22 protein-coding genes are annotated in these 23,217 nt (G+C 54.9%); all 22 read left to right on the forward strand.

The window, feature by feature from the left end:
- The first annotated feature begins 140 nt into the window (after window positions 1-140).
- On the forward strand, window positions 141-2,945 hold the full coding sequence (locus ACYVG7_RS03565; RefSeq protein WP_460881876.1) for a PLxRFG domain-containing protein: 2,805 nt from the start codon (window positions 141-143) through the stop codon (window positions 2,943-2,945).
- Between the two features lie 64 nt (window positions 2,946-3,009).
- Window positions 3,010-3,156: a hypothetical protein gene (locus ACYVG7_RS03570; protein ID WP_460881877.1), complete on the forward strand. Its 147-nt coding sequence runs from the start codon at window positions 3,010-3,012 to the stop codon at window positions 3,154-3,156.
- A 40-nt stretch (window positions 3,157-3,196) separates the two neighbouring features.
- A complete protein-coding gene (locus ACYVG7_RS03575; RefSeq protein ID WP_460881878.1) occupies window positions 3,197-3,610 on the forward strand; it encodes a phage holin family protein in 414 nt (137 codons plus the stop codon).
- The gene (locus tag ACYVG7_RS03580) at window positions 3,594-5,015 is read left to right on the forward strand and encodes a TIGR02594 family protein (protein ID WP_460881879.1); all 1,422 of its coding nucleotides are present in this window, start codon (window positions 3,594-3,596) and stop codon (window positions 5,013-5,015) included. Before ACYVG7_RS03575 ends, ACYVG7_RS03580 begins: the two co-directional genes overlap by 17 nt.
- A 45-nt stretch (window positions 5,016-5,060) precedes the next feature.
- A complete protein-coding gene (locus tag ACYVG7_RS03585; protein ID WP_460881880.1) occupies window positions 5,061-5,237 on the forward strand; it encodes a hypothetical protein in 177 nt (58 codons plus the stop codon).
- Window positions 5,238-5,354: 117 nt separating this feature from the next.
- The gene (locus tag ACYVG7_RS03590) at window positions 5,355-5,828 is read left to right on the forward strand and encodes a hypothetical protein (protein WP_460881881.1); all 474 of its coding nucleotides are present in this window, start codon (window positions 5,355-5,357) and stop codon (window positions 5,826-5,828) included.
- Entirely contained in the window at window positions 5,806-7,356 is a 1,551-nt protein-coding gene (locus tag ACYVG7_RS03595) for a TerL (RefSeq protein ID WP_460881882.1), read from the forward strand. Before ACYVG7_RS03590 ends, ACYVG7_RS03595 begins: the two co-directional genes overlap by 23 nt.
- 2 nt (window positions 7,357-7,358) lie before the next feature.
- Window positions 7,359-9,557: a portal protein gene (locus ACYVG7_RS03600; protein ID WP_460881883.1), complete on the forward strand. Its 2,199-nt coding sequence runs from the start codon at window positions 7,359-7,361 to the stop codon at window positions 9,555-9,557.
- A gap of 99 nt (window positions 9,558-9,656) precedes the next feature.
- On the forward strand, window positions 9,657-10,013 hold the full coding sequence (locus ACYVG7_RS03605; protein WP_460881884.1) for a Gp49 family protein: 357 nt from the start codon (window positions 9,657-9,659) through the stop codon (window positions 10,011-10,013).
- On the forward strand, window positions 10,010-10,204 hold the full coding sequence (locus tag ACYVG7_RS03610) for a hypothetical protein (protein WP_460881885.1): 195 nt from the start codon (window positions 10,010-10,012) through the stop codon (window positions 10,202-10,204). Before ACYVG7_RS03605 ends, ACYVG7_RS03610 begins: the two co-directional genes overlap by 4 nt.
- Window positions 10,197-10,385: a hypothetical protein gene (locus tag ACYVG7_RS03615; RefSeq protein WP_460881886.1), complete on the forward strand. Its 189-nt coding sequence runs from the start codon at window positions 10,197-10,199 to the stop codon at window positions 10,383-10,385. The genes ACYVG7_RS03610 and ACYVG7_RS03615 overlap by 8 nt, the downstream gene beginning before the upstream one ends.
- 64 nt (window positions 10,386-10,449) lie before the next feature.
- Window positions 10,450-11,376 (forward strand): hypothetical protein, encoded by a 927-nt coding sequence (locus ACYVG7_RS03620; RefSeq protein ID WP_460881887.1) that lies wholly within the window; start codon window positions 10,450-10,452, stop codon window positions 11,374-11,376.
- A gap of 27 nt (window positions 11,377-11,403) precedes the next feature.
- The gene (locus ACYVG7_RS03625; protein WP_460881888.1) at window positions 11,404-12,405 is read left to right on the forward strand and encodes a N4-gp56 family major capsid protein; all 1,002 of its coding nucleotides are present in this window, start codon (window positions 11,404-11,406) and stop codon (window positions 12,403-12,405) included.
- A 63-nt stretch (window positions 12,406-12,468) separates the two neighbouring features.
- On the forward strand, window positions 12,469-12,924 hold the full coding sequence (locus tag ACYVG7_RS03630) for a hypothetical protein (protein WP_460881889.1): 456 nt from the start codon (window positions 12,469-12,471) through the stop codon (window positions 12,922-12,924).
- A 3-nt stretch (window positions 12,925-12,927) separates the two neighbouring features.
- Window positions 12,928-13,323 (forward strand): hypothetical protein, encoded by a 396-nt coding sequence (locus ACYVG7_RS03635; RefSeq protein ID WP_460881890.1) that lies wholly within the window; start codon window positions 12,928-12,930, stop codon window positions 13,321-13,323.
- Complete coding sequence (locus tag ACYVG7_RS03640; RefSeq protein WP_460881891.1) at window positions 13,317-15,350, forward strand: hypothetical protein; 2,034 nt, start codon at window positions 13,317-13,319, stop codon at window positions 15,348-15,350. Before ACYVG7_RS03635 ends, ACYVG7_RS03640 begins: the two co-directional genes overlap by 7 nt.
- Window positions 15,343-18,123, forward strand: coding sequence for a GDSL-type esterase/lipase family protein (locus tag ACYVG7_RS03645; protein ID WP_460881892.1), 2,781 nt, complete (start codon window positions 15,343-15,345; stop codon window positions 18,121-18,123). The genes ACYVG7_RS03640 and ACYVG7_RS03645 overlap by 8 nt, the downstream gene beginning before the upstream one ends.
- A 234-nt stretch (window positions 18,124-18,357) precedes the next feature.
- Window positions 18,358-18,645 (forward strand): hypothetical protein, encoded by a 288-nt coding sequence (locus ACYVG7_RS03650; protein ID WP_460881893.1) that lies wholly within the window; start codon window positions 18,358-18,360, stop codon window positions 18,643-18,645.
- A 1,486-nt stretch (window positions 18,646-20,131) separates the two neighbouring features.
- Complete coding sequence (locus ACYVG7_RS03655; RefSeq protein WP_460881894.1) at window positions 20,132-20,470, forward strand: hypothetical protein; 339 nt, start codon at window positions 20,132-20,134, stop codon at window positions 20,468-20,470.
- A gap of 1 nt (window position 20,471) precedes the next feature.
- Window positions 20,472-21,662, forward strand: coding sequence for a hypothetical protein (locus ACYVG7_RS03660; RefSeq protein ID WP_460881895.1), 1,191 nt, complete (start codon window positions 20,472-20,474; stop codon window positions 21,660-21,662).
- Window positions 21,663-21,674: 12 nt separating this feature from the next.
- Window positions 21,675-22,184 (forward strand): hypothetical protein, encoded by a 510-nt coding sequence (locus ACYVG7_RS03665; protein WP_460881896.1) that lies wholly within the window; start codon window positions 21,675-21,677, stop codon window positions 22,182-22,184.
- On the forward strand, window positions 22,181-23,101 hold the full coding sequence (locus ACYVG7_RS03670) for a hypothetical protein (RefSeq protein WP_460881897.1): 921 nt from the start codon (window positions 22,181-22,183) through the stop codon (window positions 23,099-23,101). The genes ACYVG7_RS03665 and ACYVG7_RS03670 overlap by 4 nt, the downstream gene beginning before the upstream one ends.
- Window positions 23,102-23,217 lie beyond the last annotated feature (116 nt).

A 23,217-nucleotide genomic window follows, 5' to 3' on the forward strand; every position in this document is an offset into this window, starting at 1 on the left:
TTTTTTTGCGATTAAATCAGATCACAAACGAAGCCTTTTTTCTATCTATTTCAATTGGTTGTAGCTAAAGATCCTGTACATGTGGAGTGTCTTACTTGCTGGTTGGCGATGGTGTTCGGCGACTTGCGGAACCAGGAGAAATGACACAGAAAAATCAGGCGCTATTTAGCCTGAGTAGCGCAACTGCAGATCAGTCCATCTTAGGCCAAGCTGAGAGCCTGGCCAAGGCGGCCCCCAGTACGGCATTGAATTGGCTCAAAGAGATGCGACCAAGAGGTCTTGGCGCGTTAACCGATCTGCAGATAGACCAGATCTACCGGGAGATTACCGGGGGTGCTATCAGCATGTATCAGAAGCTCCGAACCAAGATGGAGGCTGATCGCAATGAAATCCTGCTCGATGCTGAAACCCGCATAGATCCGCTGTGGGATGCTCTTGGCAAGGAGCAGAAAAAGGCGCTGTCCAACCTAATGCACGATGCCACTATGGCCAAGCTGCACCCAGACTTATCACTTGCTGATAACTCGCTGTATCAAGAGGCAAAGGAGCGACTTGATAAGGCGATAAAGCCAGAAACCAAGGCCAAATATCAATCCGAGCTGGACACGATCACGGCTAACCATAAGCACTTGGCCGAGCGGTACAACCTGGGCCTGAACAGGGAAGGCAAGGCGCTGTATCAAACCATGCGCGAGACCTACGACAAGCAGTGGGCTGATCTGCGGGATGCTATCGAGCAACGCCTTGAGGATCTGATGGGCGCCGAGGGCAAGACTCTTGCCGCCGAGTTACGCCTGCAGATGGAGTCAGCCTTGAAGCATGGCCCCTACTTCCCGCTGGCTCGCTTTGGTGATTATGTGGTGAAGGCCACCAAGGGTGATGAGCATATCCGGGAGCACTTCGAGCGGCGCAAGGATGCAGAGCAGGCCATCAAGCAGTATCAGCGTGACGGTTACAATGCGGTGATGACAGTGAAAGAGGAGGGCAACGGCGGACAGGCAAACTCCAACGCGCTCGGCCTGAAGGTGATGCAACTGCTGGATCAGGCCGGTGAGTCTGGTGCCAGCGCGTCAGCCATCAAGGATGATGTCTGGCAGGCCATGCTGCAGATGTTGCCGGATGCCAGCTTTGCCAAACACGCCATCCATCGCCGCCGAGTGAAGGGCGCCAGTCGTGACGGTCACCGCGCCTACCTGAATAGCGTCTATCACTATGCGCACCACGTTTCCAAGATCCGCTATGGCCACAAGATGCAGGCCGAGCTGAACAAGATGAATGAGCAGATCCAGGCAGGTGTCCGAGGTGAGGCGTCAGACATTGATTCCGGCGATCTGGAAGTGGCGCAGCAGGTGCTCAACGAGATGAACAAGCGCCACGAACTGAACATGAACCCTAAGGGCAGCAAGTGGGCTGGGATGGTGGGGAATATCGGGTTCCTGTTCTATCTGGGCGCCAGCCCGGCATCTGCGGTTATCAACCTGACGCAAAACGCGACGGTGATGCTGCCGCAACTGGGCGGTAAGTTCGGGTTTGGCAAGGCATCCTCCGCGATGGCGAAGGCCATGGGCGATTACATCAAGCACGGCAAGTTCAAGTTTGGAACCAAGGAGGCGTGGAAATCATTGACCCGCGCCACTGCAGGTATCTCAGCTGATGAAAAGGCGATGCTCAATGCGCTGTATCATGCCGGGGTGCTGGATCTGACACAGGCGCATAGCGTTGCCGCCCGGGCAGATACCGACCAGCAAGATGTGAAGCCAGGATCCTCCATTTCTCGCACGGCGATGCGCATGGCGGGGGCGTTGTTTCATAATGCCGAGGTGTTGAACCGGGAAGTGGCGGCGTTGGCGGCCTATCGCCTGCTCAAGGAGGCAAAGCCCAATCTCACCGAGGAGCAATATGCCGACCAGGTAACCGAGATGGTCTATGACGGTCACGGGAACTATGCGGCCAGCAACCGGCCTCGTTACATGCGCGGCGATGTGGCCAAGGTACTGACCCAGTTCAAGATCTACAGCCAGATGATGACCTACACCATCTACAGCAACGCCATTAAGGCGGCCAAGGGTGACACAGTGGCACTCAAAACGCTGGGCGGGATCATGGGCACAACCTGGATCATGGCCGGGATGATGGGCTTGCCAACTCCGGTGTCGGCAATCCTGTATGTGCTCGCGTCGGCGTTTGATGACGATGACGATCGAGGTGGCGAGGCGTCTTTCCGGCTGGGCCTGACCCAAGCGCTTGGCCCTGAGTTGGGTGAGCTGATTGCGCGGGGGCCAATGGACTCACTGACCGGGCTGAGTATTGCCGGACGTACTGGGCTGGGTGATTTGTGGTGGCGTTCACCGAAGGAGGGCGCTGAGGGCGATGACCTGACATTCCATTACCTGCAGCAAGTGGCCGGTCCGGTTCTGGGGATTGGCGTGTCGGCTGTGCGTGGCGCTCGGTCATTTGCCGATGGCGACATCCAGCGCGGCATTGAGGCTATGTCACCGAAGGCCGTCAAGGATCTGGCCAAAGCATACCGGCAGGCGACAGAAGGGGAGCAAACGCGCACCGGTGATAGCATCATCGACGATGTTGGTGCCTGGAATGTCGCGATGCAGGCCATGGGTTTTGGGAATGCTGAGATGGCAAAGGTCTATGCGGCTCGGGAATACATCAAGGGCAAGGAGAAAACCATTGAGGACACCAGAAGCCAGTTGAAAGCGGCCTATTTCAATGCACGGCGAGACGGCGACGCGGATGCATTGCGTGATGTGATGGAGCAGATCCGCCAGTTCAATGAATCGCACGAGAAGGGGGAGCGCCTGACAGGGAAACGGCTGCGTCAGTCCATCAAGAGCCGGGAGAACAGCATGGACAGAACCCAAGGCGGAGTTTACCTGACCAGGAACCGGGAATACCTGCGAAGCGAAGGGGCTTTCCTGGGTGGAGAATAGCGGCACTGGCAGACCACGGATGGTCTGTTATGCTCGCTAGAAATTGAACGCTTGGGGTGATGGCATGGCGGAGAAGATTGCGGAATGGATTGGCTGCGTCATCGTCGCTGTGGCGGCGACACTGATCTTCGGTTCGGCCAATCACCTTCCCGAGTCGTTTGGCTTTTTCATGGCCATGACCGCCATAGCAAAATGGTGCGGGATCCTATAAGCCTCTTGCATTTTCAGGGCGTTAGCACAAAATAGAACCAATGATGCCGGATTGTCTCAACAGTCCGGCTTTTTTATTTCTGACCCGCCATTGTGCGGGTTTTTTCATCTATGCGGGGGAACGGATGCCTGAGAAGGATCCACAGAGTTACTCGCTGCTGGCCTACCTGGCATTCGGCGGACTGAGCGTATGGGGAGGGTTTGTGGCCTACATACGAACTATCAAGGCAACCGGAAAGCCATTCCAACTGGTTGATGCGCTTCTGCAGGTGATTGTGTCTGGCTTTGCCGGAATGCTCACCATGCTGTTGTGCTGGTACATCACTGCGCCACTTCCCCTTTGTGGGTTCATGGCTGGAATGGCTGGGCTTATGGGCTCCAAAGCCCTGGACATCTATGAACGCCGGGCGGCCGGCATCATGCGCGGAGGGAAAGGCAATGGCACGTTGGATTGAACTGGCCCGCCAGTTTATTGGGCTGCGCGAGGTGAAGGGACAGGAGCATGACCCCGAGATCCTGCAGATGTGGAAGGACATCAAACGTGGCGGCATCAAGGATGACGAAACGCCGTGGTGCTTCACTGGCGACACCCAGATCCTGACAGAAAATGGATTCATCAGGTTTGACCAGCTTGGTAATGAGCAGGTCTATCAAGCTGACGAGCGTGGGCTACTGAGCCTAACTCATCCGGAGAGGGTGCAAAAGAATTACACCGGAGATGTGTTCGACATATCGCACAGGTCGATCAACCTAACCTGTGATGCCGGACATCGATGGTGGGGGAGGTGGGGGAAGTCTATGGTCCCTCATTTCGGCACTCTCGAAGATATTTCGGCTGACGGCCTTTACATTGATCGTGTGTTTACTGGCAAAGAAGATGGACCATGGACTGATGCGCAACTCGAACTGATTGCCGCCTTTATCTCCGATGGGAAATACAGATACTCAAACGGTAAAAATGATGGCCACCCGTGGTCAATTGATTTTGAGGTATCGAAAGAAAGAAAGGTGGAAAGACTGGGAGGCCTCGGTCCGGACCATGTTTACACCCAATCCAAAGTCTATGGCCCGTTGACCAAGAAGCCGCTGACGGTATTCAGGTTTAATTACCCGGCTTGGTTCGATGATGTTTTCATCGAGTACAAGTCTCTTTCACCTTCATTTATTGCCAGTCTGAGCCGCAGGCAGGCACTTCTGTTTATGCGCTTTTACTCAGTGTTTGACGGCGATGCAAAAGAGGCTCCATCCATATATACGGCAGACAGAATCGTTCTTAACGATCTGCTTTGGATAGCCACGGTTGCTGGTTTGCACGTAGCCGTACAAACAAGGGCTGCTGCCGGACTAAGCCAGAAGGAGTCGTTCGTAATAAGCTACAGCGAGACCAAGGCTTCAAGACACATCAGGCGCAAGCATGTGAGTCGGCGAGAATTCAAAGGCGAGATGTATTGCGTTCGGGTTCCGCACGGGCGAATAGTTGTCAAAGGTGAAAACTCCGCACCTGTCGTGACTGGCAACTGCGCGGCCTTCGTGGGGGCCATGTTGGAGCGGGCTGGCGTTAAATCCAGTCGGTTCGAGAGTGCGAAGTCATATCTCTCTTGGGGTGTGCAACTCAAGGAGCCGACCGCTGATTGTGTCGTCGTGTTTACCCGAGACGGTGGTGGTCATGTCGGCTTTGTTGTTGGACAAGACAGTGTCGGAAATCTGCTGGTACTGGGTGGCAACCAATCCGATGCCGTCAATGTGCGAGCATTCCCGCGAACCCGCGTATCCGGTTACCGATGGCCTGTTGGGGTTCCGCTCCCGATAGGGGCCCTGCCGGTATTAACCCAGGCGCAATTCTCCAAGTCTGAGGCCTAGGCAACTGCCTGGGCCTTTTTTACAACCGCAACGCAAGGAGAAACCATGCAATTCATCATTAATCGACTGAAAGAACCCAGCACCTGGCGCGGGATTGTTTTGTTTGCTGTGGGTGTTCTCGGCGTCCACTGGTCACCAGAGTCTCAGCAAATTGTTGTCAATGCCGGGGTTGGTGTTGCCGGATTGCTCGGCATGGTCCTGCCTGATGCTTGGAAAAAGTAATCAGCGCTGATGAGTGACAAGCAAGCTAAGAAGGCGCCCAGACGGGCGCCTCGTCGTTCTGTTTCCACGACCCTTGATGCGATCGACCCGAACCGCGATTACCGGAAGCGAGCGCGTATGGCTGAGAAGTCAGCCGGTGGGCCTCAGCAGCACGGCGTCTATGGGAAATACTTCGAAGAGGAAGCGATCCGGGATGCTTTGGAGGCGAATCTTGAAGATGAACTGGTCGCTTGCCGGTGTGGTTTCCGCAATGGAGTAGTCGCGCTCGGCCAGATAGCCAAAGACCTGACCGCTACCGAAGGTGATGAGAACGCCATTGAAACCAGGCTCAACCTGTATCGAGCCCACGGTAATGTCACAAAAGCGGCCGACACCATGTTGGCTCGCATCATTCAGATCGAAAAAACCATCGCAGAAATCCCCTACATCATCACCAAGACCAAGCACACCGAAGTGCAGATGGAGAAGGACCGAGCCCTGACGCAGAAGGCGCGGGCCGAGTACGAGATCTTGAAGAAAGGCCGTGGTGGGGTTTCTGTGCTGTGGAATTTGGGATTCGGGTCTGGCGATGGCCGAAGTCAGAACGATTAACTATATCCCGTCACCGACGTTCCAGCGGATCCACAACGAGCGCCCTATGGTGGCCGCCGTGCGTGGCCCGGTAGGCTCGGGGAAGTCGGTAGGCTGCGTCATGTTCATGCTCGATGTGTCCATCAATCAAGCCCCGAACGCTGATGGGGTGAGAAAGACGCGGTGGGTGTGTATCCGGAACACCTATGGCGAGTTGAAGGCCACGGTGATCAAGACCTTCCAAGACTGGATCCCGGACGAGGTTTGTCCCATCAAGTTTGATGCCCCCATTACAGGGATGATGCGCGTACCGCATCCAGATGGGGTTACCACCATCGAGGCCGAATTCTTTTTCCTGTCGATGGACCGACCCAAGGATATCCGCAAGATGCTCTCCCTCGAGATGACCGGGGTGTGGATCAACGAAGCGCAGTTCCTCGACCTGAATATCGTCAACGAAGCAGCATCCCGTGCAGTGCAGGCGCGGTACCCATCGGGCAAGGACGGCGGCCCTACCTGGTGCGGCATGATCATGGACACCAACTCACCCGACGATGACCACTGGTGGCACACGTTTGAGTTTGGCGTGGATGACGACGGCAACAGCTTGAAGCCTCTTGGCTGGGAGTTTTATGAGCAGCCGGGGGCGCTGATTGAAGTCTCTCCGGGGGCTCCGTTATCGCCAGAACTGGATCAGCAGGTCTCAGCCGGGCACTTCATTGATTACCTGGGGCGCCGGTTTGTGGCCAACCCAAAAGCTGAAAACGTCAAAAACAACAGCAAGGGTTTCTCGGCATGGTATGACCAGCTTGGCGGCAAGACGCTGAACTGGATCCGCTCCCGGATCTGCAATCGATTCGCTACGGTGCAGACCGGCAAGCCGGTATTTATCGACCATTTCAACCGTGACATGCATGTGGCCAAGGATAGGCTTGGCCCTATCAAGGGGCTGCCACTGGTCATCGGCCTAGACTTCGGATTGACCCCGGCCGCAATCATCGGGCAGATCACTGCCTTCGGTCAGCTGCGGATCATTGACGAGGTGATCGCCACCGGTATGGGCATCAAGCGGTTTGCTGATGAGCAGCTTGGGGCTTTGCTGGTGAGCAAGTACGCCGGGTTCGACTACGTCATTTATGGCGACCCTGCAGGGGTTGGTCGCGCCCAGACCGATGAGCAGACCTGCTTTGAGGTGCTGCATACCGCAGGGATGAATGCCCAGCCTGCGCACACCAACAATCTGCTAGCCCGCCTTGAAGGTGTTCGGTGGTGGCTATCGCGTCTTGTTGGCCGAGGCCAGCCGGCACTTCTGATTAGCCCACATTGCAAAGTCATCATCAAAGCGTTCGAGACCGGGTACCAATACAAGCAGCTCAACGTTTCTGGCTCGACAAAGTTTGGCGTGGAGCCAGACAAGAACGCCTATTCACACCCATCTGATGCCACTCAATACCTGTGCCTGGGCGCCATGCCAGACAAGGAGCGGGTGAAAACTATATCCAGCAACTCTCACAGCGCCGCCGTGCGCGACCAAGTCACAGGGTACTAACCATGCAGAATCCGTCAGTCATTACACTGTCCAGTGAGGCGGTGGAGCAACTCTCACCTCTCGATTTGTTTGGGACGCAGCGATTTAGCGATCTGGAAAGTCAGCTGCAGCAGCGAGCGCTCATTGAGCAGCGTTGGCTGGAGGACTTGCGGCAATACCGTGGTGAGTATGAGCCAGATTTTTTAAAGGCTCTGACGACCGCTAAAAAGTCAGCGGTGTTTGTGAATATCACCCGTGAAAAAACAGACGCCTGGGCATCACAAATGGGTGACATGCTGTTCCCAGTGGATGACAAGAACTACGGCATTGCAGCCAGCCCTGATCCAGAGCTGACCATTTATGCCAAGCAGCGGATGCAGACTGAGGACGGCGAACAACCGACGCAGGATGCAATGGTTGCCACTGAGCTGATGAAGATTGCACAGGACGCGGCCACCGGGATGGAGAAGACCATTGATGATCAGCTGATCGCCTGCGACTACAACGCCGAGTCGCGCCGGATGTTGCACTATGCGGCGAAATTGGGGACCGGGATCCTCAACGGGCCGATAGTGGAATCTTCGGTTAAGCAAAGCTGGAGCCGGAATGGTGGCGCATGGCAGGCCGAGATCATCAAAGACATTAAACCGGCTGCTCGGTGTGTGCTGCCGTGGGATTTTGTCCCGGACATGAGCGCCGATCGGTTTAGCCGGTGTGAGTTTGTATACGAGCGCAAGTACCTGACCAAGAAAGATCTGAAACGCCTCAAGAATCTTGCGGATCATGGGTTCATTACCGATCAAATCGATAAGCTGTTGATGGCATCACCTAGCTCGACCAGAACCCGGCACCATGAATTTACCGACCAGATCCGCTATCTGTGCGGCCTGAATCCATCCGACCAGGATGCTCGCTATGAGGTCTGGACCTATCACGGCCCAATCCCGGCAGATGTGCTGGCGTTTGCGGGCGTGGATGTTGGCGATCTGAGTGGGCAGCAGTTTGATGGCGTGGCCATCTTCGCCGGTGATGTGGTGATCAAGGTGACGCTCAACCCACTGGAAACCGAGGAGTGGCCCTATTCGGTCTATGTTTGCGAGCCGGATGAGGGCTGTATATTCGGCCTGTCTATGCCGTACCTGATGCGGAACCCACAGAAGATCATCAACAGCGCCTGGCGGGCGATGCTCGACAACGCATCGAAGGCAGTGGGCCCGCAGGTGGTTGTGAACAAGCGACTGATCACACCGGCCGATGGTAGCTGGGAGGTGACACCGTTCAAGGTGTGGGAAATGGACAGCAATATGCAGTTCGCCGAGGTGCAAAAAGCCTTCGGGGTGTTCCACTTCGAGAGCCGTCAGCAAGAGATGTCCAACATCATGCAGCTGGCGATGAGCCTGCTTGACCGAGAATCAGGCGTCCCCATGATTAGCCAGGGTGAGCAAGGGCAGGTGACTCCGACGCTCGGCGGCATGTCCATGTTGATGAACGCCGCCAATGCCGTCCGGCGCCAGCAGGTCAAAGAGTACGACGACAACATCACCAAGCCGATGATCCGCCGTTTCTATGCCTGGAACATGCAGTTCAACGAAGATGATTCTATCAAGGGTGACTTCGAAGTTCAGGCCCGAGGCACCAGCGCCTTGCTGGTCAAGGAGATCCAGACTGCACAGTTGACGAACATTCTCGACAAGTACACGCAGAACCCCACCTTTGCACCGATGTTCGAGCCCTACGAGGCAATGAAAACCCTGTTTCAATCCATGCACATCGACAACGCGAAGGTGCTGCGGAGCAGGGAAGAATACGAGGCGGCCATTGAGAAACAAAGCCAGGGCGGCCAACAAGACCCGATCATGATGAAGCTGCAACTCGAAGGACAGTTAGCGCAGCAGAAGATGCAGCATGAGCAGACCATGTTGCAGTACAAGGCCCAGCAGGCCGCGCAGACAGCCCAGATAAACGCCAGCATGGAGATGCAAAAGCTGCAGGCGACGAACGAGCTGAAACTGATGATGCTGCAGCTGCAGCATGAGGACAGCCAGCGCCGGGAGCGCATCGAGCTGATGAAGCTGGCGCAGAACAAGCAGATGTCACAGGATCGGCTGTTGATTGAGCTGGAGAAGCTGGATAAGCAGCAGGCACACGATAGTCAGAAATTCATGGCCGAGATCAAGATGAAGCAACTCTTGCCGCCGAACGGCAATTTCGGTTTGGAATAGTTGACTTCTCAGGCGGTTAGCACAAAAATGAACCAACAATGAGTAATAGTCCCTGAGAACCCGCCTAGTGCGGGTTTTTGCGTTTCTGGAGCATGGCGAATGAGCGAAACCAAAGAGATCGACCGGGCAGCGAAACAAGACCAAGCCGATGAAAAGGAGATCTTGTCATTGGGCCTGACTGCGCCTCGCGTGACGGCTGATCAGATTGATGCGTTGATGGCTGGTGTTTCGTTCCACACCTATGTCGTTCCTGGTACCACCACCACAATCGCGGTTGGTACCGCCGCCAATGGATTCACTCTGGCTATCGGCATGAGTGGCTGCGCTGACCCGGCTAATTTCAACGCTGAACTTGGTGCCCGCTATGCCGTGCGTGATGCAGCCGAAAAGGCCCGCGCAAAGCTGTGGGAGCTGGAAGGCTGGCGGTTGAAGTGCTCACTGGATCAAGCCGCATGAAGCGAGCCCCAATATCAAGCTGGGTCCAGCACATCATCGGATCCCAGTACGGCGTTTGCTTTAACCCGTTCGCCAACTACAGCCGGACGATTGCCATGCCGGAGCGAGCACGACGCGCCTACACCTTGGCTGCATCGCTCGCAGCCTCTGGGGTCGATACCCGCCAACTGATGGGTGAACTGCATGGCTAAGAAAGCTCGTCTATCTCGCAGTGGTGACACGCTCGCAGCTCTGGCGTTTCTGGAGCAAGAGATCAGCCAGCAACGCCGGGATCTCGAGCAAGACCTGACGCACGAGGAGACGATTAAGGTACGCGCCAAGATAGTGCTCCTCACTGAATTGATTGAAGCCTTCACCCCAGATCAGACCTAACCAGTTACCAACCAAATAACCCGGCCATTGCGCCGGGTTTTTTATTGCCCGAAAGGAGTAATCGATGGATCACCTTGATAACGAAGCAGCCGCCACTGAGGAAAGCCAGTCCGCCGCCGAGAGCCGCGATCTGGATGCGTTCGCGCAAGCCTCGTCAGCCGCTGATGCCCGTTTGCGTGGTGAGACAGTCACCAGCGAAGAACTAGGGACTACCGCCGAGGAACCGGAAGATGAACAGCCGCAGGTCGCCGCCACTGCTCAACAGCAAGCCGCGCCTGATTTGTTCGCCTCTGCCACCCCGGAGCAACGGGAATACCTGCAATCGCTGGAGCGAGCCAAGGCAAAGGCCGAGCAAGACGCTCGTTCTGCCAATGGCCGCTATGCCGCTACTCAGCGGCAGCTTGCTGACAAAGAGCGCAGCTTCAATGAGCAATTGGAGTCCATTAAGGCCGCTGGCGTGGCTGGCAATCATAGCGATGCCGCCGACCAGCTGGACGATCTGGAGCAGCATATCGAGGCCATGCGGGAGGATTTCCCCGGCTTGGCTGACAGCATGCAGGCCATTGCCTTGTCACTGCGAAATCAAGTTAAGCAAGCGGTTGAGCCGTTACGTCGCCCCGTAGAGCAGATCCAGCTCGAGCAGCAACAAGCGTTTCTGGACGCAGAGACCGACGTGCTGCGAAAGCTGCACCCTGACGCCGATCAGATCGTCACAACTCCCGAGTTTGACACCTGGTTGGCAGGGCAGCACCAAGGCATTCAAGCCCTAGCCAGTTCGGATAGCGCCTCTGATGCCGCCCAATTGCTGTCCTTCTACAAAAACACCGCGCTCAGCACTCAAACCAACAAACAGGCACAGCGTCAGCGCCAGCTGGCAGACATGGCCGCGCTCAACAGCTCACAGGGTCGAGCAACGGCGGATAACTCCGACGTTAACTCCCTGTTCTCGCGAGCAGCCAGTGAAGCCGACAAGCGCCTATCTGGCCGCTAATCCGATTTATCGATAAGGAGGCCTTCAATGGCTATGACCGCATATGGGGATATCTCCCCGCGAGTTGGCATTATTGCCGAAGTAAAAATGCTGGAACACGCAGAGCCTATCCTGGTGCTGCAGAAGTTTGGTGATGCCAAGCCGCAACCGAAGAACAAGGGCCAGACCGTTAAGTTCCGCCGCCCGGTACCGTTCGCCAAAGCGACCACCGCACTGACCGAAGGTGTCACCCCGGCCAGCCAGAAGATGGCGTACCAGGATGTCAGCGTCACTATGGCGCAGTATGGTGCCTGGACTGAGATCACCGATGTCATCGCCGACACCCACGAAGATCCCGTGCTGCAGGATGTCACCATGTTGCTGGGTGAACAGGCCGCCGAGACCTTCGAAGCGCTGACCTGGGGTGTGATCTCCGGTGGCACCAGCGTCATCTATGCCAACGGCACCGCCCGTAACCAGGTCAACACTCCGGTATCCCTGGCAAAACTGCGTCTGGCTAGCCGCTCCCTCAAGGCTCAACGCGCCAAGAAAATCACCAAGATCCTGGCGCCGTCGGTGAACGTCGGCACCAAGGGCGTTGAAGCGGCATTTGTCATCGTGGCGCACACCGACACCGAGTCCGACATTCGCGGCCTGGCTGGGTTCAAGGCTGTCGCTGATTACGGCACTCGCCAGCCGCTGTGCCCGGAAGAAATCGGCTCGGTCGAAGAGTTTCGCTTCGTGCTGTCTCCGGTGTTGTCATCCCTTCCGGATGCCGGTGGCGCCAAGGGGACCATGCTTTCAACCGGTGGTACCAGCGCTGACGTCTATCCGATGATCGTGCTGTCCCAGAATTGCTTCGGGATCGTCCCGCTCAAGGGCAACGGCGGCCCAGGCTCCATCACCCCGATGATCCTTAACCCCAACCAGCCTCGCGGTAATGATCCGCTTGGTCAACGCGGCTCTGCCGCTTGGAAATCCTACTTTGCGGCAGTTCGACTCAATGAGTTGTGGATGTCGCGCATTGAAGTAGCGGTTACCGCCCTGTAACAGCAGCCACTGCTTGGCCCACTTCGGTGGGCCTTTTTTTTGCTCACAATAAAGGGATACCCCATGGACTTGATCAATCTGGATACTGCCGAGCCTTCCGAGCTGCGTACCTATCTTTCGGAAAACTTCGGCATCGACAAGGCCGCGAATACTGCGCGGGAAAAACTGGTCTCCGCAATCCTGGAGCAGGAGCAGGCCGCTGGCATCTCTCGCAACCAAGACAATTCAGCGAGTGAGCCCGCCAAGACCGGTGCGCCAACTTCCGAGCAACGCGAGATCAACAAGACCCCTCGCGTGAAGGTGAAAATCTCGCGCGACCCCAACAGCAAGGGCAATGATGATGTTTATGCGTCCGTCAATGGCGTGGCGTACATCCTCCAGCGCGAGAAGGTTGTCGAAGTGCCGCGCCCGGTTTACGAGGTGATCCTGCAGGCTCAGGAAACCCGCTACGAGCAGGATGAAGCCGGGAACCTCTTGCCGCGCATGGTGCAATCCTACCCGATCAGCCTGGTTGGCTAAGCCATGAACTATCTGCAGCTGTGCCAGCGTCTGCGAGCAGAGTGCCAGGACATCGGGAGCGGGCCGCAAACCGTATCGAACGCAAGCGGACGAGACCTGCGCTACGTTAATGCCATTCGAGAGGCATGGCAGAAAATCCAGCTGATGCGCAGCGACTGGGATTGGTTGCTCGCTGACGAACCGTCACCGCTGCAGACATTGTCTAACGATGGCGACGAGCCATTCATTGAGCCTGAATACCATGCGGCTATCGTATGGTACGCGCTGACCAGTGAAGGGCTCACCTTGGCTGCTGCTGAATTGTTGATGCGGGCTCAGCAAGAATGGAACTTCTACTATGGGCTGCTCGTGAGTAAACATGTTGCCAAGCTCTCTTTTGGTGGCGGTGAAGAATGGTGAGCCTGCCTGCGATGAAGTGCCAACTCATCCAGTTGGGTGGCGGGCTGGATCTGGCGACAACGCCATTAGCCAGGAATCCTGGGTTTGCCATATCAGCGATTAACGTTGAGCCCGGTATCAATGGCGGGTACCGGAGAACTATCGGGTACGACCGTTTCGATGGTCACCCATCCCCGTCACAAACTAAGGGGTATTTTGTCCTGCGGACGGATGGTGTAAACCCACTGCCAGCATGGAGTGGTTTTATTCCTGTTAGTTGGTCTGGTGGGAGCGGTGTGCTGCTGCATGTCAGCGGTAATGACGCCATTGTTGGTGCAGATATTGCGCCTCCGTTGGTAGCCGGTGGCACATTCACTATCGCTGGCATCACTTACACACTGGCGACAAGCGTCAGTCGTAATGCCAGAACCATTGGCGATGCTCTGGTTGCTCAAGGCCGTGCGGCTGACTGGCGGAGATCGTTTATTGGCTCTGTTCCTGGTATTGGCCCTGTTCGTTGTGTGGTGGCGCTACGGGATAGCGTGTTTGCTATCCGAGACAAAAGCGTAACTGAGGCGGCGCTATTCAAAGCCAGCTCGACTGGTTGGCAACCTGTTGCCGATCTCGGTTTGCTTGCCAGCGTAACGGCGGCAAGTGGGATCGATGATGGCGATATTGTGCTGGTTCGAACTGGCGATGGCGTCACGATCCACGCAGTCGCTCAGATGAATGCCGATGGATCTTCCGGGGTTCTTGTTATAGAGTCCGGTAAATCGGTGGCCGCAGGTAATGTTTTGACGGCATCAGGTTGTACCTGTCAGGTGTCCTCGGTTGCTCCCATCACCATCGCAGCCGGCGGTCGATATGATGTGAGGGTTCATAATTTCTTTGGCGACCCATCCATGCGCCGGGCATACCTTGCATCAGGCGTGCAGCGGGCTTTTGAGTTGCGTGAAAATGGCAGGGTGGTGCCATTACATGCGGTGGCTGATGTGGCACTGGATACTCCAATTCTGGTGGAGGCTCATGCCGATCACCTGTTTTTGGCATACCCTGGCGGGCAGTATCAGCACAGCGGCCCAGGTAACCCATTAACCTGGTCTGGAATGTTGGGTGCTGAGGCGTTTGCAGTTGGTGATGAAATTACAGGTCTGAAAATCAGTGCGGGCGGCATCCTGTTGGTGACCTGCAAAAACAGAACGTTAGCCTTGTATGGCAGCGGCGCCACTGATTGGCAGCAGAAAGTTATATCAGAGTCGGTCGGCATTCACGTCGGCACTTTGCAGCCAACGTTTGTACCTATTGGGTTATCGGATCGCGGCCTAGTCCGTCTTGATCGGGTGCAGGAGTTTGGCGACTTCGCTCTCAATCTGCTGGATACAAAAGAAAAGATCCAGTCGGTCATCAATCGATTTTCATGGCATGCATCCAGTCAGGTTGCGGACGCCAATCAATACCGGCTCTACTCCACATCTGGTCGAAATTTGGCTGTGAAGCTCAATGCTGATGGCAGCATCGAAGCATCAGAATTTTTCTATCCATCACCGGTTGACCAATGCTGGCGCTATGACGAGCAGGTTGAGCGCGTGTTTTTTACCCTGTCCGGTCAAGAAGGCATGGTGTATGAACAAAGCGACAACGCGTTCAGTTTCGATGGCAGTGAGATCAACTGGTTATTGAGGTTGGCCTACACCCATTGCGGTAGTCCTCAACTGCTCAAAAGCTGGCGTTCGGCAGAGCTAGAACAAAACAGCAGTGGGCGATTGACAATGAATGTCGCGCACTCGCTGGAGTACTGGCATGGCAGTCACTACTCGGCGTCACGCCAAAAAATTTCACTATCTGGAATCGATGCGGGGGTATGGAACTACTCCAGCTGGAACAACTTTTACTGGCTTTCAGACGCTGACGAGTCATCTGCAATTCAGCTAACTGGACAATCCACTTCAATTTCTCTGGCCTTCTCGGGGCGCTCAGCTATTGAGCCAAACTTTTCCCTGACAGGGTTGCTATTGCGCTACTTGGCGCGGAGGGACAAGCGTGTCTAATCCATATTATAACCGCCAGACTGAGTGCAATCCTGGCGAACTTGCTGATGGCCTCGCCATCGAAGCGGAGTTTGATTCCTTACAAAGAGCTTTCGATAAGCTCCCTGCACCCCATCGAGACGGAGGTGGGTTCGAGGTGCCAGTTAGAGTTGGAGCTGCGGTTTCGAACGATGAGGCAGCACAGCTAGCGCAAATCAATGCGCTGCTTGAAGGATTTTTGAGCAAGAGCGGCAACTTGGCGGGGCTGGCCGCTCCGGGTACTGCGCTGAGTAATCTCGGCGTTTCTACGTTCATCAAGACTCTGCTCGACGATGCTGACGCTGCCACGGCTCGGGCAACGCTCGGCGCTCAGGCTTCCGACGCGACGCTCACGGCTTTGGCTGGTGTAACTACAGCAGCAGATAAACTGCCGTACTTTACAGGAGTGGATGCCGCGGCTGTCGCTACACTGACGGACTTCGCCCGTACTCTGCTCGACGATGCTGACGCTGCCACGGCTCGGGCAACGCTCGGCGCTCAGGCTTCCGACGCGACGCTCACGGCTTTGGCTGGTGTAACTACAGCAGCAGATAAACTAATATACGCGACCGCTCCTGATGTATTTACTACTACTTCTATAACTCCCTTTGCTCGTACACTCATAGATGATGTTGATGCGGCTGCTATGCGTACTACACTGGGTATTGATGGGCTTTCTGTAAATGATCTACGAGATGAACTAGAACCTAGAATTTCTGATAATGAATCTAAGGTTTTTGAGGCGCTGCGTCGTAGCTATGCCGGGGCTGGATATACGCGGGTTTCTGGCAGTTTTGAGGCTGGTGGTACTGTCACATCTGCGACTGATGTGCTGCTCTTTGGGGCTACTGGCATTGCGTATTCATGGGGCGGCGCGCTCCCTAAAACTGTGCCCGCTAACAGCACTCCGGCCAGTTCAGGAGGGGTTGGTGTGAATGCGTGGACCGACAGGTCTAACGTTTCATTGCGAGACGAGTTAACCAAACGTGGTGGTATCGAACTGCTATGCGCCAAGATGTGGGCTGGTCAGACAGTCACTATCGGGTGTTACGGAGATTCCACCACAGACGGCGACAACACAACAGGCTGGACAGCAAACCCAACGAGTGGCGGTAAAGCCGTAGGTAACTCTGATCACAACTTGACCGCCCCCAACGCATGGCCTGCCAAGCTGCAAGAATATCTGAGGGAGATATTCAAGAACAATAACATCAAGACATTCAATGCAGGGTATAGCGGTCAGCGCATGGACAACGGGTGGGCGCTTAACAACTACGCGGCCGCTATGGTGAATAACCCGTATTACGGTATTCCAAACATCTGTTTCATCGGCTTCGGGCTTAACGACATTACCTCTGCTGGTTCACAGATTGATAACCACATTGATAAAACCGTGAAGCTGATGTTCAGGATGGTGTCGGAAGGTACGATCCCGGTAATTCTTACTTGTGATGCAGAGTTCAGGAATGGCCAATTCGGTGACACCAGAGACCACAAGGAGGCGCGCCGTGAGCTGGATGCGGCCAAGCGCGCTTTGGGTGACAAGTACGGTGTGCTGGTTGTCGATATTGGCGATGTGCTTAAACAGTGGATCCAGAATAACAACGATGGCTATATCTGGACAAAAGAACAGCCAGATGGTCTGCACTTCGGCAACAATGGGCACTCTTTAAAAGCTCAGTATCTTGCATCACAGATGCTGATTGACACCGTTAAGTTCAGCAGCGGTGAAAGAGAAATTCAAACATGGAGCAGTGAAGCAGCCTACGTCGGCAATTACACTACTATCTTCAAGTACACGAACAACAGCCAGGGAGGCAACGTTTTATACTCGTCTGCTGCACCAATAGATACAGACATGGTTACGATTTGGGTCTGGAATACTTGTCGTAATGCTTATTTGGTTTATCAGGGCATTGAGAATGAGTTCATTGACGCGGCAGAAGTTTATACTGTTGCGCCGAAAGTAGAGGTTAAGGAGCTGTTCGGGTCAGCCGTGACGTCAAAAGCACTCATATCACCTGGCTTTAAAAACACATCTGGCTACCAGAGATCTGATGAACAGTTCATCCATAGCCGCCTAAAATACGGCCTGAATAAGGTTACTTATCGCTCGGGTGATTCCGCTACGCTGTTCTACGGATCTTTTAAGATTGTTGATACTGGCAATAAATTGACTAGCTGCAATGCCCTGAAAGAAACAGGCGGGATAAGCAGGTCGTTCAAAAAAGATACTGGTATGCAAGTTGTACTTCCTCAAAGGGCTTACAGACTATCCAATGCAGTTGGTGGTTTTGCTGGGGAGAGAGTGTCTATTTCGTTTGATATCTCCTGCGTTAAAAACACCGGTGTGATTTTCATGTCTGGGCAGGGGTACACGCCAAGTCAAGCTGCTGTAGATGCTAACCAGCAAACATCATTGCTTATGCATCGCAACAGCACAGACACCCTTATGTTGCTTGCCTTGCAAACAGATAATACTGGTGCGGTTGCGTATACCCTGCTTGGTTCGCTGGCTAGTGGCTGGACGACTGATGCAAAAATAGGTCGGATGGAGCTGTATCGCTCAGTGAACAATCAGATCATCGAGGTGTATGACGCCTTCCAAGGTGGAAATGCGGTGCTTACGCTGACACTGCCTAATACGGGAATTACGTCCAGATGGTCTGGTTACGTTGGGGGCTTGTACGCATTTACGGATGGCGCAGCAGTAGACCAACTGGTGTCGATAAACCGTATGGTTATAAATCGATGACAAACAAAGCCCCTCACTCGAGGGGCTTTTCATTACTCACGCACTCATCAACAAACTGCATGGCGGCCTGTGGAACTTCGGAGCCGGCTCTGGCCTCGCCGCTGTGAATATGAACAATTCACGCTTGAGCGTGTTCGTGAGCGTTGGGTTTCGCCCCGCCTTTGCGATCTGATCCCTGCGTTCTGTTGGCGCTGCGAGATGTTTAGTCAACCCATTAATCAACGAGGAGACCCAATGAGCTATCTTTATGACGGTAAAACCTATGATAACTACGACCAGACCTTTATGGCTGAGTTGGGAATGAGCGAGGAGGCGATTGCATCCGTGACAGCCCAGCGCGACTGGGATGCAACGGAGGGTCAGTTGGCCAGGCGCAAGCGGCGCTACGAGACCGAATCGGATCCTCTCTATCTGGAGTGGCAGTACGACAAGACGCCGGAGTCTGAGCAGGTATGGCGCGATAAGGTTTCCGAGATCAAGGCGCAACTGCCGATCGGGGTGAATCCCCCGATCACCGAATAGTCACACATGTGCAACTGATGCCCGCCCTGAGCGGGTTTTCGTTTTTATAGGGGGTACAAATGGCTGGCTTAGCGGGTATGGGGATCTCCACTCCCTCGAAGTTCGATGGTTCGAATGTGAATGATCAATTGGGAGCCACCTTAAATAAGGGCGGTTTGTTGATGCGAATGGCCCAGAGTAAGGGGCAGGGCATCGCCTCCCAGCGGGGGCTGTCAAATAGCACGATAGGAATTGATGCCGCCCAGCGGGCTGTGGTCGATGCGGCATTGCCGATTGCCCAGCAAAATGCCCAGCAGACGCATCAACGTGTGATGCAGGGGTCTGACCAACAACAGCAGATCACCATGTTGGATAAGCAGCAGGGCTGGCAGGGAAATCAAAACTCCCTGGATCGACAGCAGCAGTTGAACATGCAGTCGAATCAGTTTGGCCAAGACAAGACCATGGCCAACCTGAATGCCTCACTGCAAAAGCAAAGAGATGACCTGCTTTACAAGCAACAGATCGGCACCTTGGACAAGCAGGGGCAGCTGCAGCTGAAAGAGCTAGACAAGCAGTTGTCGAATCAGCAAACCCTGAACAATCAGCAGTTCGGCCAGCAAAAGCAGCTGAATACCCAGCANTTCGGCCAGCAAAAGCAGCTGAATACCCAGCAGGCGCAGATGCAACAACAGCGCGATCAGCTTCTTTACAAGCAGCAGCTTGGCACCTTGGACAAGCAGGGGCAGCTGCAGCTGAAAGAGCTAGACAAGCAGTTGTCGAATCAGCAAACCCTGAACAATCAGCAGGCTTATCTACAGGCCGAGCGGGATGGGCTGCAGAACAAGTTTCAACAGGGGATCTTGGATAAGCAAGGGCAGCAGCGAATGCAGGAGCTCGACAAGCAGCTGTCTAGCCAGAAGGCGCTCAACGAGCAGCAGAACACCTACAACTCAGCAGAAGCACAGAAGGACCGGACTCAGCAACTCACCCTTCTTGAAAAGACCGCGAGCAAGGATCTGGCCTACATGGCACAGCAAGTGGCCGCGAACACCCATGGCATGTATCTGTCAGCCATTGATAGCCAGGTTACCAGCTACAACGAGCGGATCGCGGCACTTGAGGCCGATCAAACCATCAAGACAACCGACAAGCCAGCAATGAAGGCCGGCATGGAAAAAGAGCTGAATGCCACGCTGCAGATGTACGGGCAAATTTACTCGAACATCAACACTATCCGTCCGGACTGGACTCAGTTCCCGACCAAGGTATTACCAACGGTTGGAATTAAAGAAGCGCCAAAGAAGGATGAGGCAGCAAATAAAACGGGACCCTACATAGCGGCGCCGATTAGGCCGAACGTAGTAGCCACAACAAAGGCGCCACCGAAGGCACCCACACCCGCAGAGTTGGCGGCGAGAGCCACTGGCACCAAACCGGCAACTGGCACGGTACCGCCAAAAAATATCGCCGCGCCAATCAAACAATTAGATAACAGGAGATAGTCATGGGTGACTGGTTTGATACTGCCGTTGATACCGTAACGGGAATTTTTAGTGGTGCAGGCGATGCGCTTGGATCTGCTGCCAATTGGACAACTAATAACCCTGGGGCAGCCAATCTTTTAGGCGGTGCTTTGATGGCTGGAGGCTCGTATCTCGAGAACCGTGAAACCATTAAAAATCAGAAGGAAATGCAAGAGCGGGAGTGGGCTCGCCGTGACCTATACGGCGGCGCGATTGGTGGTGAAGCAACCAGGTATGGAGTGACCGAGACCCTGGCAACCAATGGCCCACTGACTGGCAACGGTCTCCTGGCCAACATGAAAAAACAACAGGCGGTGTGATATGGCATTTACAGGATCGTTCGGCGGTGACCGAGCCAGAAGCGAAGGGGCCAAAGCCAATCGCAACGATAGAAACGACAGAAACGATCGGAATGCCAAGGCAGAAGCTAAGGCGCGGGCCGAGTCAAAGGCCAAGGCTGACGCCAAAGCGAATGCTGATGCCAAGGCTAAGGCGGATGCAAAAGCAAAGGCGGATGCTAAGGCCAAGTCTACGTCGATCGGCCCCATCGGATCTATGGGGACACAGCTGGCAGGCGTTGGGAGCACTGGCAAATCAGCGACACAAGCTGAACGAGATAAAACTGCCCGCGAAGCGGCGAAAATGAATGCCGCGGCGAATAAAAACGACAATGACCGGAAAGCTGGAGTCAGCACTCCCGCTAAACTGGCCAGCATCCCATCGGTCAATAAGACGCTAACTACCTATAAACAGGCACCGCTCAACATCAGTTCGCTGGGCGGTGCGTCAATGTATGGGATGAACACTGGCACTAGCTTGGCTGGTGAATTTGGCGAGCTTACCGGTATCACAGACAACCCAGATGTGAATTTCAACAAGACCATCAACACCGACAACTTCAACGGAACGTACCGAAATCTGGAAGCCAAGGTTAAAAACGGCACAGCCACCGCTGCGGATAAGCAAAACATCAGCGATCTGGCAGGGGCTTATAACAATCAGGCTGGAATTGGGATTATCGGGAAGATGATGGGAGGCCTGCCGGGTATGGCTGTTTCTGCGGCCGGTAATGCGATCCCGACCAAGGACAGTTACTTCTCAGGTATGGGTTCGGCGATTGCGAAGGGCGAGCTGGATTCGTCGCGCTTGGTTGGTAATGAAGGCCGAACATTGGGTAATGGCGGCTTTATTGATAAGTCACTGTCTGCCGTGCTTGGCGGCCTGTCTTCATTCCTCCCTGGAGTTGGCCCTGTTGGCAACCTGCTGGCTGGTAGCTTGACAACCCCCGCGTCAGGCACCGGCCAGTTAATCAACGACCTGAATGTATCAGTCGGTAACAAGGTGCCTGGCACAAGCAAGAGCCGCGGTGAGGGCAATGACCATAACCAGGGAAGCCAAGGTTCATCATCTACCACCACAACACCTTCTGTCACCCAGCCAAGCACATCACAAACCCAACCATCCACCTATCAGCCAACCCGGTGGGGTGTCACCGCTGGTTCTCGTTACTAAGGAGCTTTCGACATGGGACTGATCCAGAACATGCAACAACAAAACGCGCCAGCTGAACAACAGCCACAGCAGGGCGGCGAGCAAGATGCCATGCACAAAGGCTTGATGGACATGCTGGGAGCGGCCTTGCTCGGTGATGGTGGGCAGGCGGTTGCTGGTCGATTACAGGCTGGCGGTGACAAAATTCAAGGGGTCGCTGAATCGGTGGCGGGTGGCGTGTTCACTATCCTGAAGCAGGCAAAAGAGCAGGGCCGCCAAGTGCCAGCCAATCAGATTGTGAAGGCGGTTTACGTCGGCTGCAAGGATCTGCTTTCCACTGGGAACATTACGGATCCAGATAGCAAGGTGGATGCGTTGTTTCGGGCGATGGATAAGCTCAAAGAAATGGATGCCAGCGACGATGTTATCGACGATCAGGTTCTGGCCGATGCTGGGGCCATTCTGTCTCAGCTGGCGCAGAAACTGGATGAGTCAGAGCCTGCTGATAACCCACAAGAAGATTCTCAGGAGGTGGCAGCATGAGCCTATTAGCAGCGCTGGCAAAAGGCCTGGGAGCAGGGACCCTGCAAAATGCCCAAGCTGGATTTAATGAGCAGACCAGACAGAAGGAAGAAGATCGGCGCCGCGGTGAGATGCAGACGCAGATCCTGGCCAGCCGGAGCGAAATGGACACCCAGCTTCGCGCTCAGGATAAGCACCTGCAGACCCAGATAGAAGCCAGCAAGGAGGAAAACCGGCTATCACGAGAGGCGCAGGCGACTGAGAATCAAAGGAACCGCGATCACGATATGGCCATGTTTGAGCGCCGCCTTGCTGAAGCAACCAGAGAGGCATCTAACAGCGAAAGCGTTCATGCACGAGAGAACCACTTCAAGAGCCTTGCCGGGACGTTTGATGCGCTATCAAAGCGGAAGAGCGAAATCCTCGAAAGCGACAAGTTTGCAACAGAAGAACAGCGGCAAGCTGCACTAGCTGATATCGACTATATCGGATCTGTGATGGCTAGTGATCCTGGAACGCAGGCGTTGATGAATGAGTTTGGCGGCGGTGGTTATACCGCATACTGGCTGGCAATAGGTGATGAGGCGGCGGCACACGAGCAGCCACAACAACAGCAAGGCAGTAGTGAGCCAGACAACAGCCAATCCACCCAGCCAACTAATGCGCCAAGCAGACCTGGTGTAAAGCTATCAGGCGATTGGCAGCCTAGCGTTCCTGATGGCTATCAGTCTGCTATTCCTCAACCAAAGGCGTTTACCGGCGGAGGTGCGCCGCAACCACAAGGCTATCAACAGCCGGGCGGCCGTAACTTTGGTGATGATCTTTCCGATGCTTACAGCACGGCCACGGGAATCATTGGGCGGATCCGCGATCAGCGATCAACCGGCCCTAGCCCACAGCAGGCAGCAGCCATGGCTTGGTCAACGCCACACAGATAAACAAAAAGCCCCGGCCATTAGGTCGGGGCTTTCTTATGTGCGCCGGGCATGGCGCGCAGCGCCGTGACAGGCGCTATCCGGTCACCGTGGTGGTGATGGGATGACTTGGAGGTGTA

The organism is Pseudaeromonas pectinilytica, from assembly GCF_054780855.1.

Excerpts from the sequence above, each read along its gene's own strand:
- ACYVG7_RS03580 (WP_460881879.1), top strand. The coding sequence starts at position 3,594 with ATGGCACGTTGGATTGAACTGGCCCGCCAGTTTATTGGGCTGCGCGAG.
- ACYVG7_RS03630 (WP_460881889.1), top strand. The coding sequence starts at position 12,469 with ATGGACTTGATCAATCTGGATACTGCCGAGCCTTCCGAGCTGCGTACC.
- ACYVG7_RS03640 (WP_460881891.1), top strand. The coding sequence starts at position 13,317 with ATGGTGAGCCTGCCTGCGATGAAGTGCCAACTCATCCAGTTGGGTGGC.
- ACYVG7_RS03610 (WP_460881885.1), top strand. The coding sequence starts at position 10,010 with ATGAAGCGAGCCCCAATATCAAGCTGGGTCCAGCACATCATCGGATCC.
- ACYVG7_RS03660 (WP_460881895.1), top strand. The coding sequence starts at position 20,472 with ATGGCATTTACAGGATCGTTCGGCGGTGACCGAGCCAGAAGCGAAGGG.
- ACYVG7_RS03605 (WP_460881884.1), top strand. The coding sequence starts at position 9,657 with ATGAGCGAAACCAAAGAGATCGACCGGGCAGCGAAACAAGACCAAGCC.
- ACYVG7_RS03655 (WP_460881894.1), top strand. The coding sequence starts at position 20,132 with ATGGGTGACTGGTTTGATACTGCCGTTGATACCGTAACGGGAATTTTT.
- ACYVG7_RS03625 (WP_460881888.1), top strand. The coding sequence starts at position 11,404 with ATGGCTATGACCGCATATGGGGATATCTCCCCGCGAGTTGGCATTATT.
- ACYVG7_RS03635 (WP_460881890.1), top strand. The coding sequence starts at position 12,928 with ATGAACTATCTGCAGCTGTGCCAGCGTCTGCGAGCAGAGTGCCAGGAC.
- ACYVG7_RS03570 (WP_460881877.1), top strand. The coding sequence starts at position 3,010 with ATGGCGGAGAAGATTGCGGAATGGATTGGCTGCGTCATCGTCGCTGTG.
- ACYVG7_RS03600 (WP_460881883.1), top strand. The coding sequence starts at position 7,359 with ATGCAGAATCCGTCAGTCATTACACTGTCCAGTGAGGCGGTGGAGCAA.
- ACYVG7_RS03650 (WP_460881893.1), top strand. The coding sequence starts at position 18,358 with ATGAGCTATCTTTATGACGGTAAAACCTATGATAACTACGACCAGACC.
- ACYVG7_RS03665 (WP_460881896.1), top strand. The coding sequence starts at position 21,675 with ATGGGACTGATCCAGAACATGCAACAACAAAACGCGCCAGCTGAACAA.
- ACYVG7_RS03565 (WP_460881876.1), top strand. The coding sequence starts at position 141 with ATGACACAGAAAAATCAGGCGCTATTTAGCCTGAGTAGCGCAACTGCA.
- ACYVG7_RS03575 (WP_460881878.1), top strand. The coding sequence starts at position 3,197 with ATGATGCCGGATTGTCTCAACAGTCCGGCTTTTTTATTTCTGACCCGC.
- ACYVG7_RS03595 (WP_460881882.1), top strand. The coding sequence starts at position 5,806 with ATGGCCGAAGTCAGAACGATTAACTATATCCCGTCACCGACGTTCCAG.
- ACYVG7_RS03590 (WP_460881881.1), top strand. The coding sequence starts at position 5,355 with ATGGCTGAGAAGTCAGCCGGTGGGCCTCAGCAGCACGGCGTCTATGGG.
- ACYVG7_RS03585 (WP_460881880.1), top strand. The coding sequence starts at position 5,061 with ATGCAATTCATCATTAATCGACTGAAAGAACCCAGCACCTGGCGCGGG.
- ACYVG7_RS03615 (WP_460881886.1), top strand. The coding sequence starts at position 10,197 with ATGGCTAAGAAAGCTCGTCTATCTCGCAGTGGTGACACGCTCGCAGCT.
- ACYVG7_RS03670 (WP_460881897.1), top strand. The coding sequence starts at position 22,181 with ATGAGCCTATTAGCAGCGCTGGCAAAAGGCCTGGGAGCAGGGACCCTG.
- ACYVG7_RS03620 (WP_460881887.1), top strand. The coding sequence starts at position 10,450 with ATGGATCACCTTGATAACGAAGCAGCCGCCACTGAGGAAAGCCAGTCC.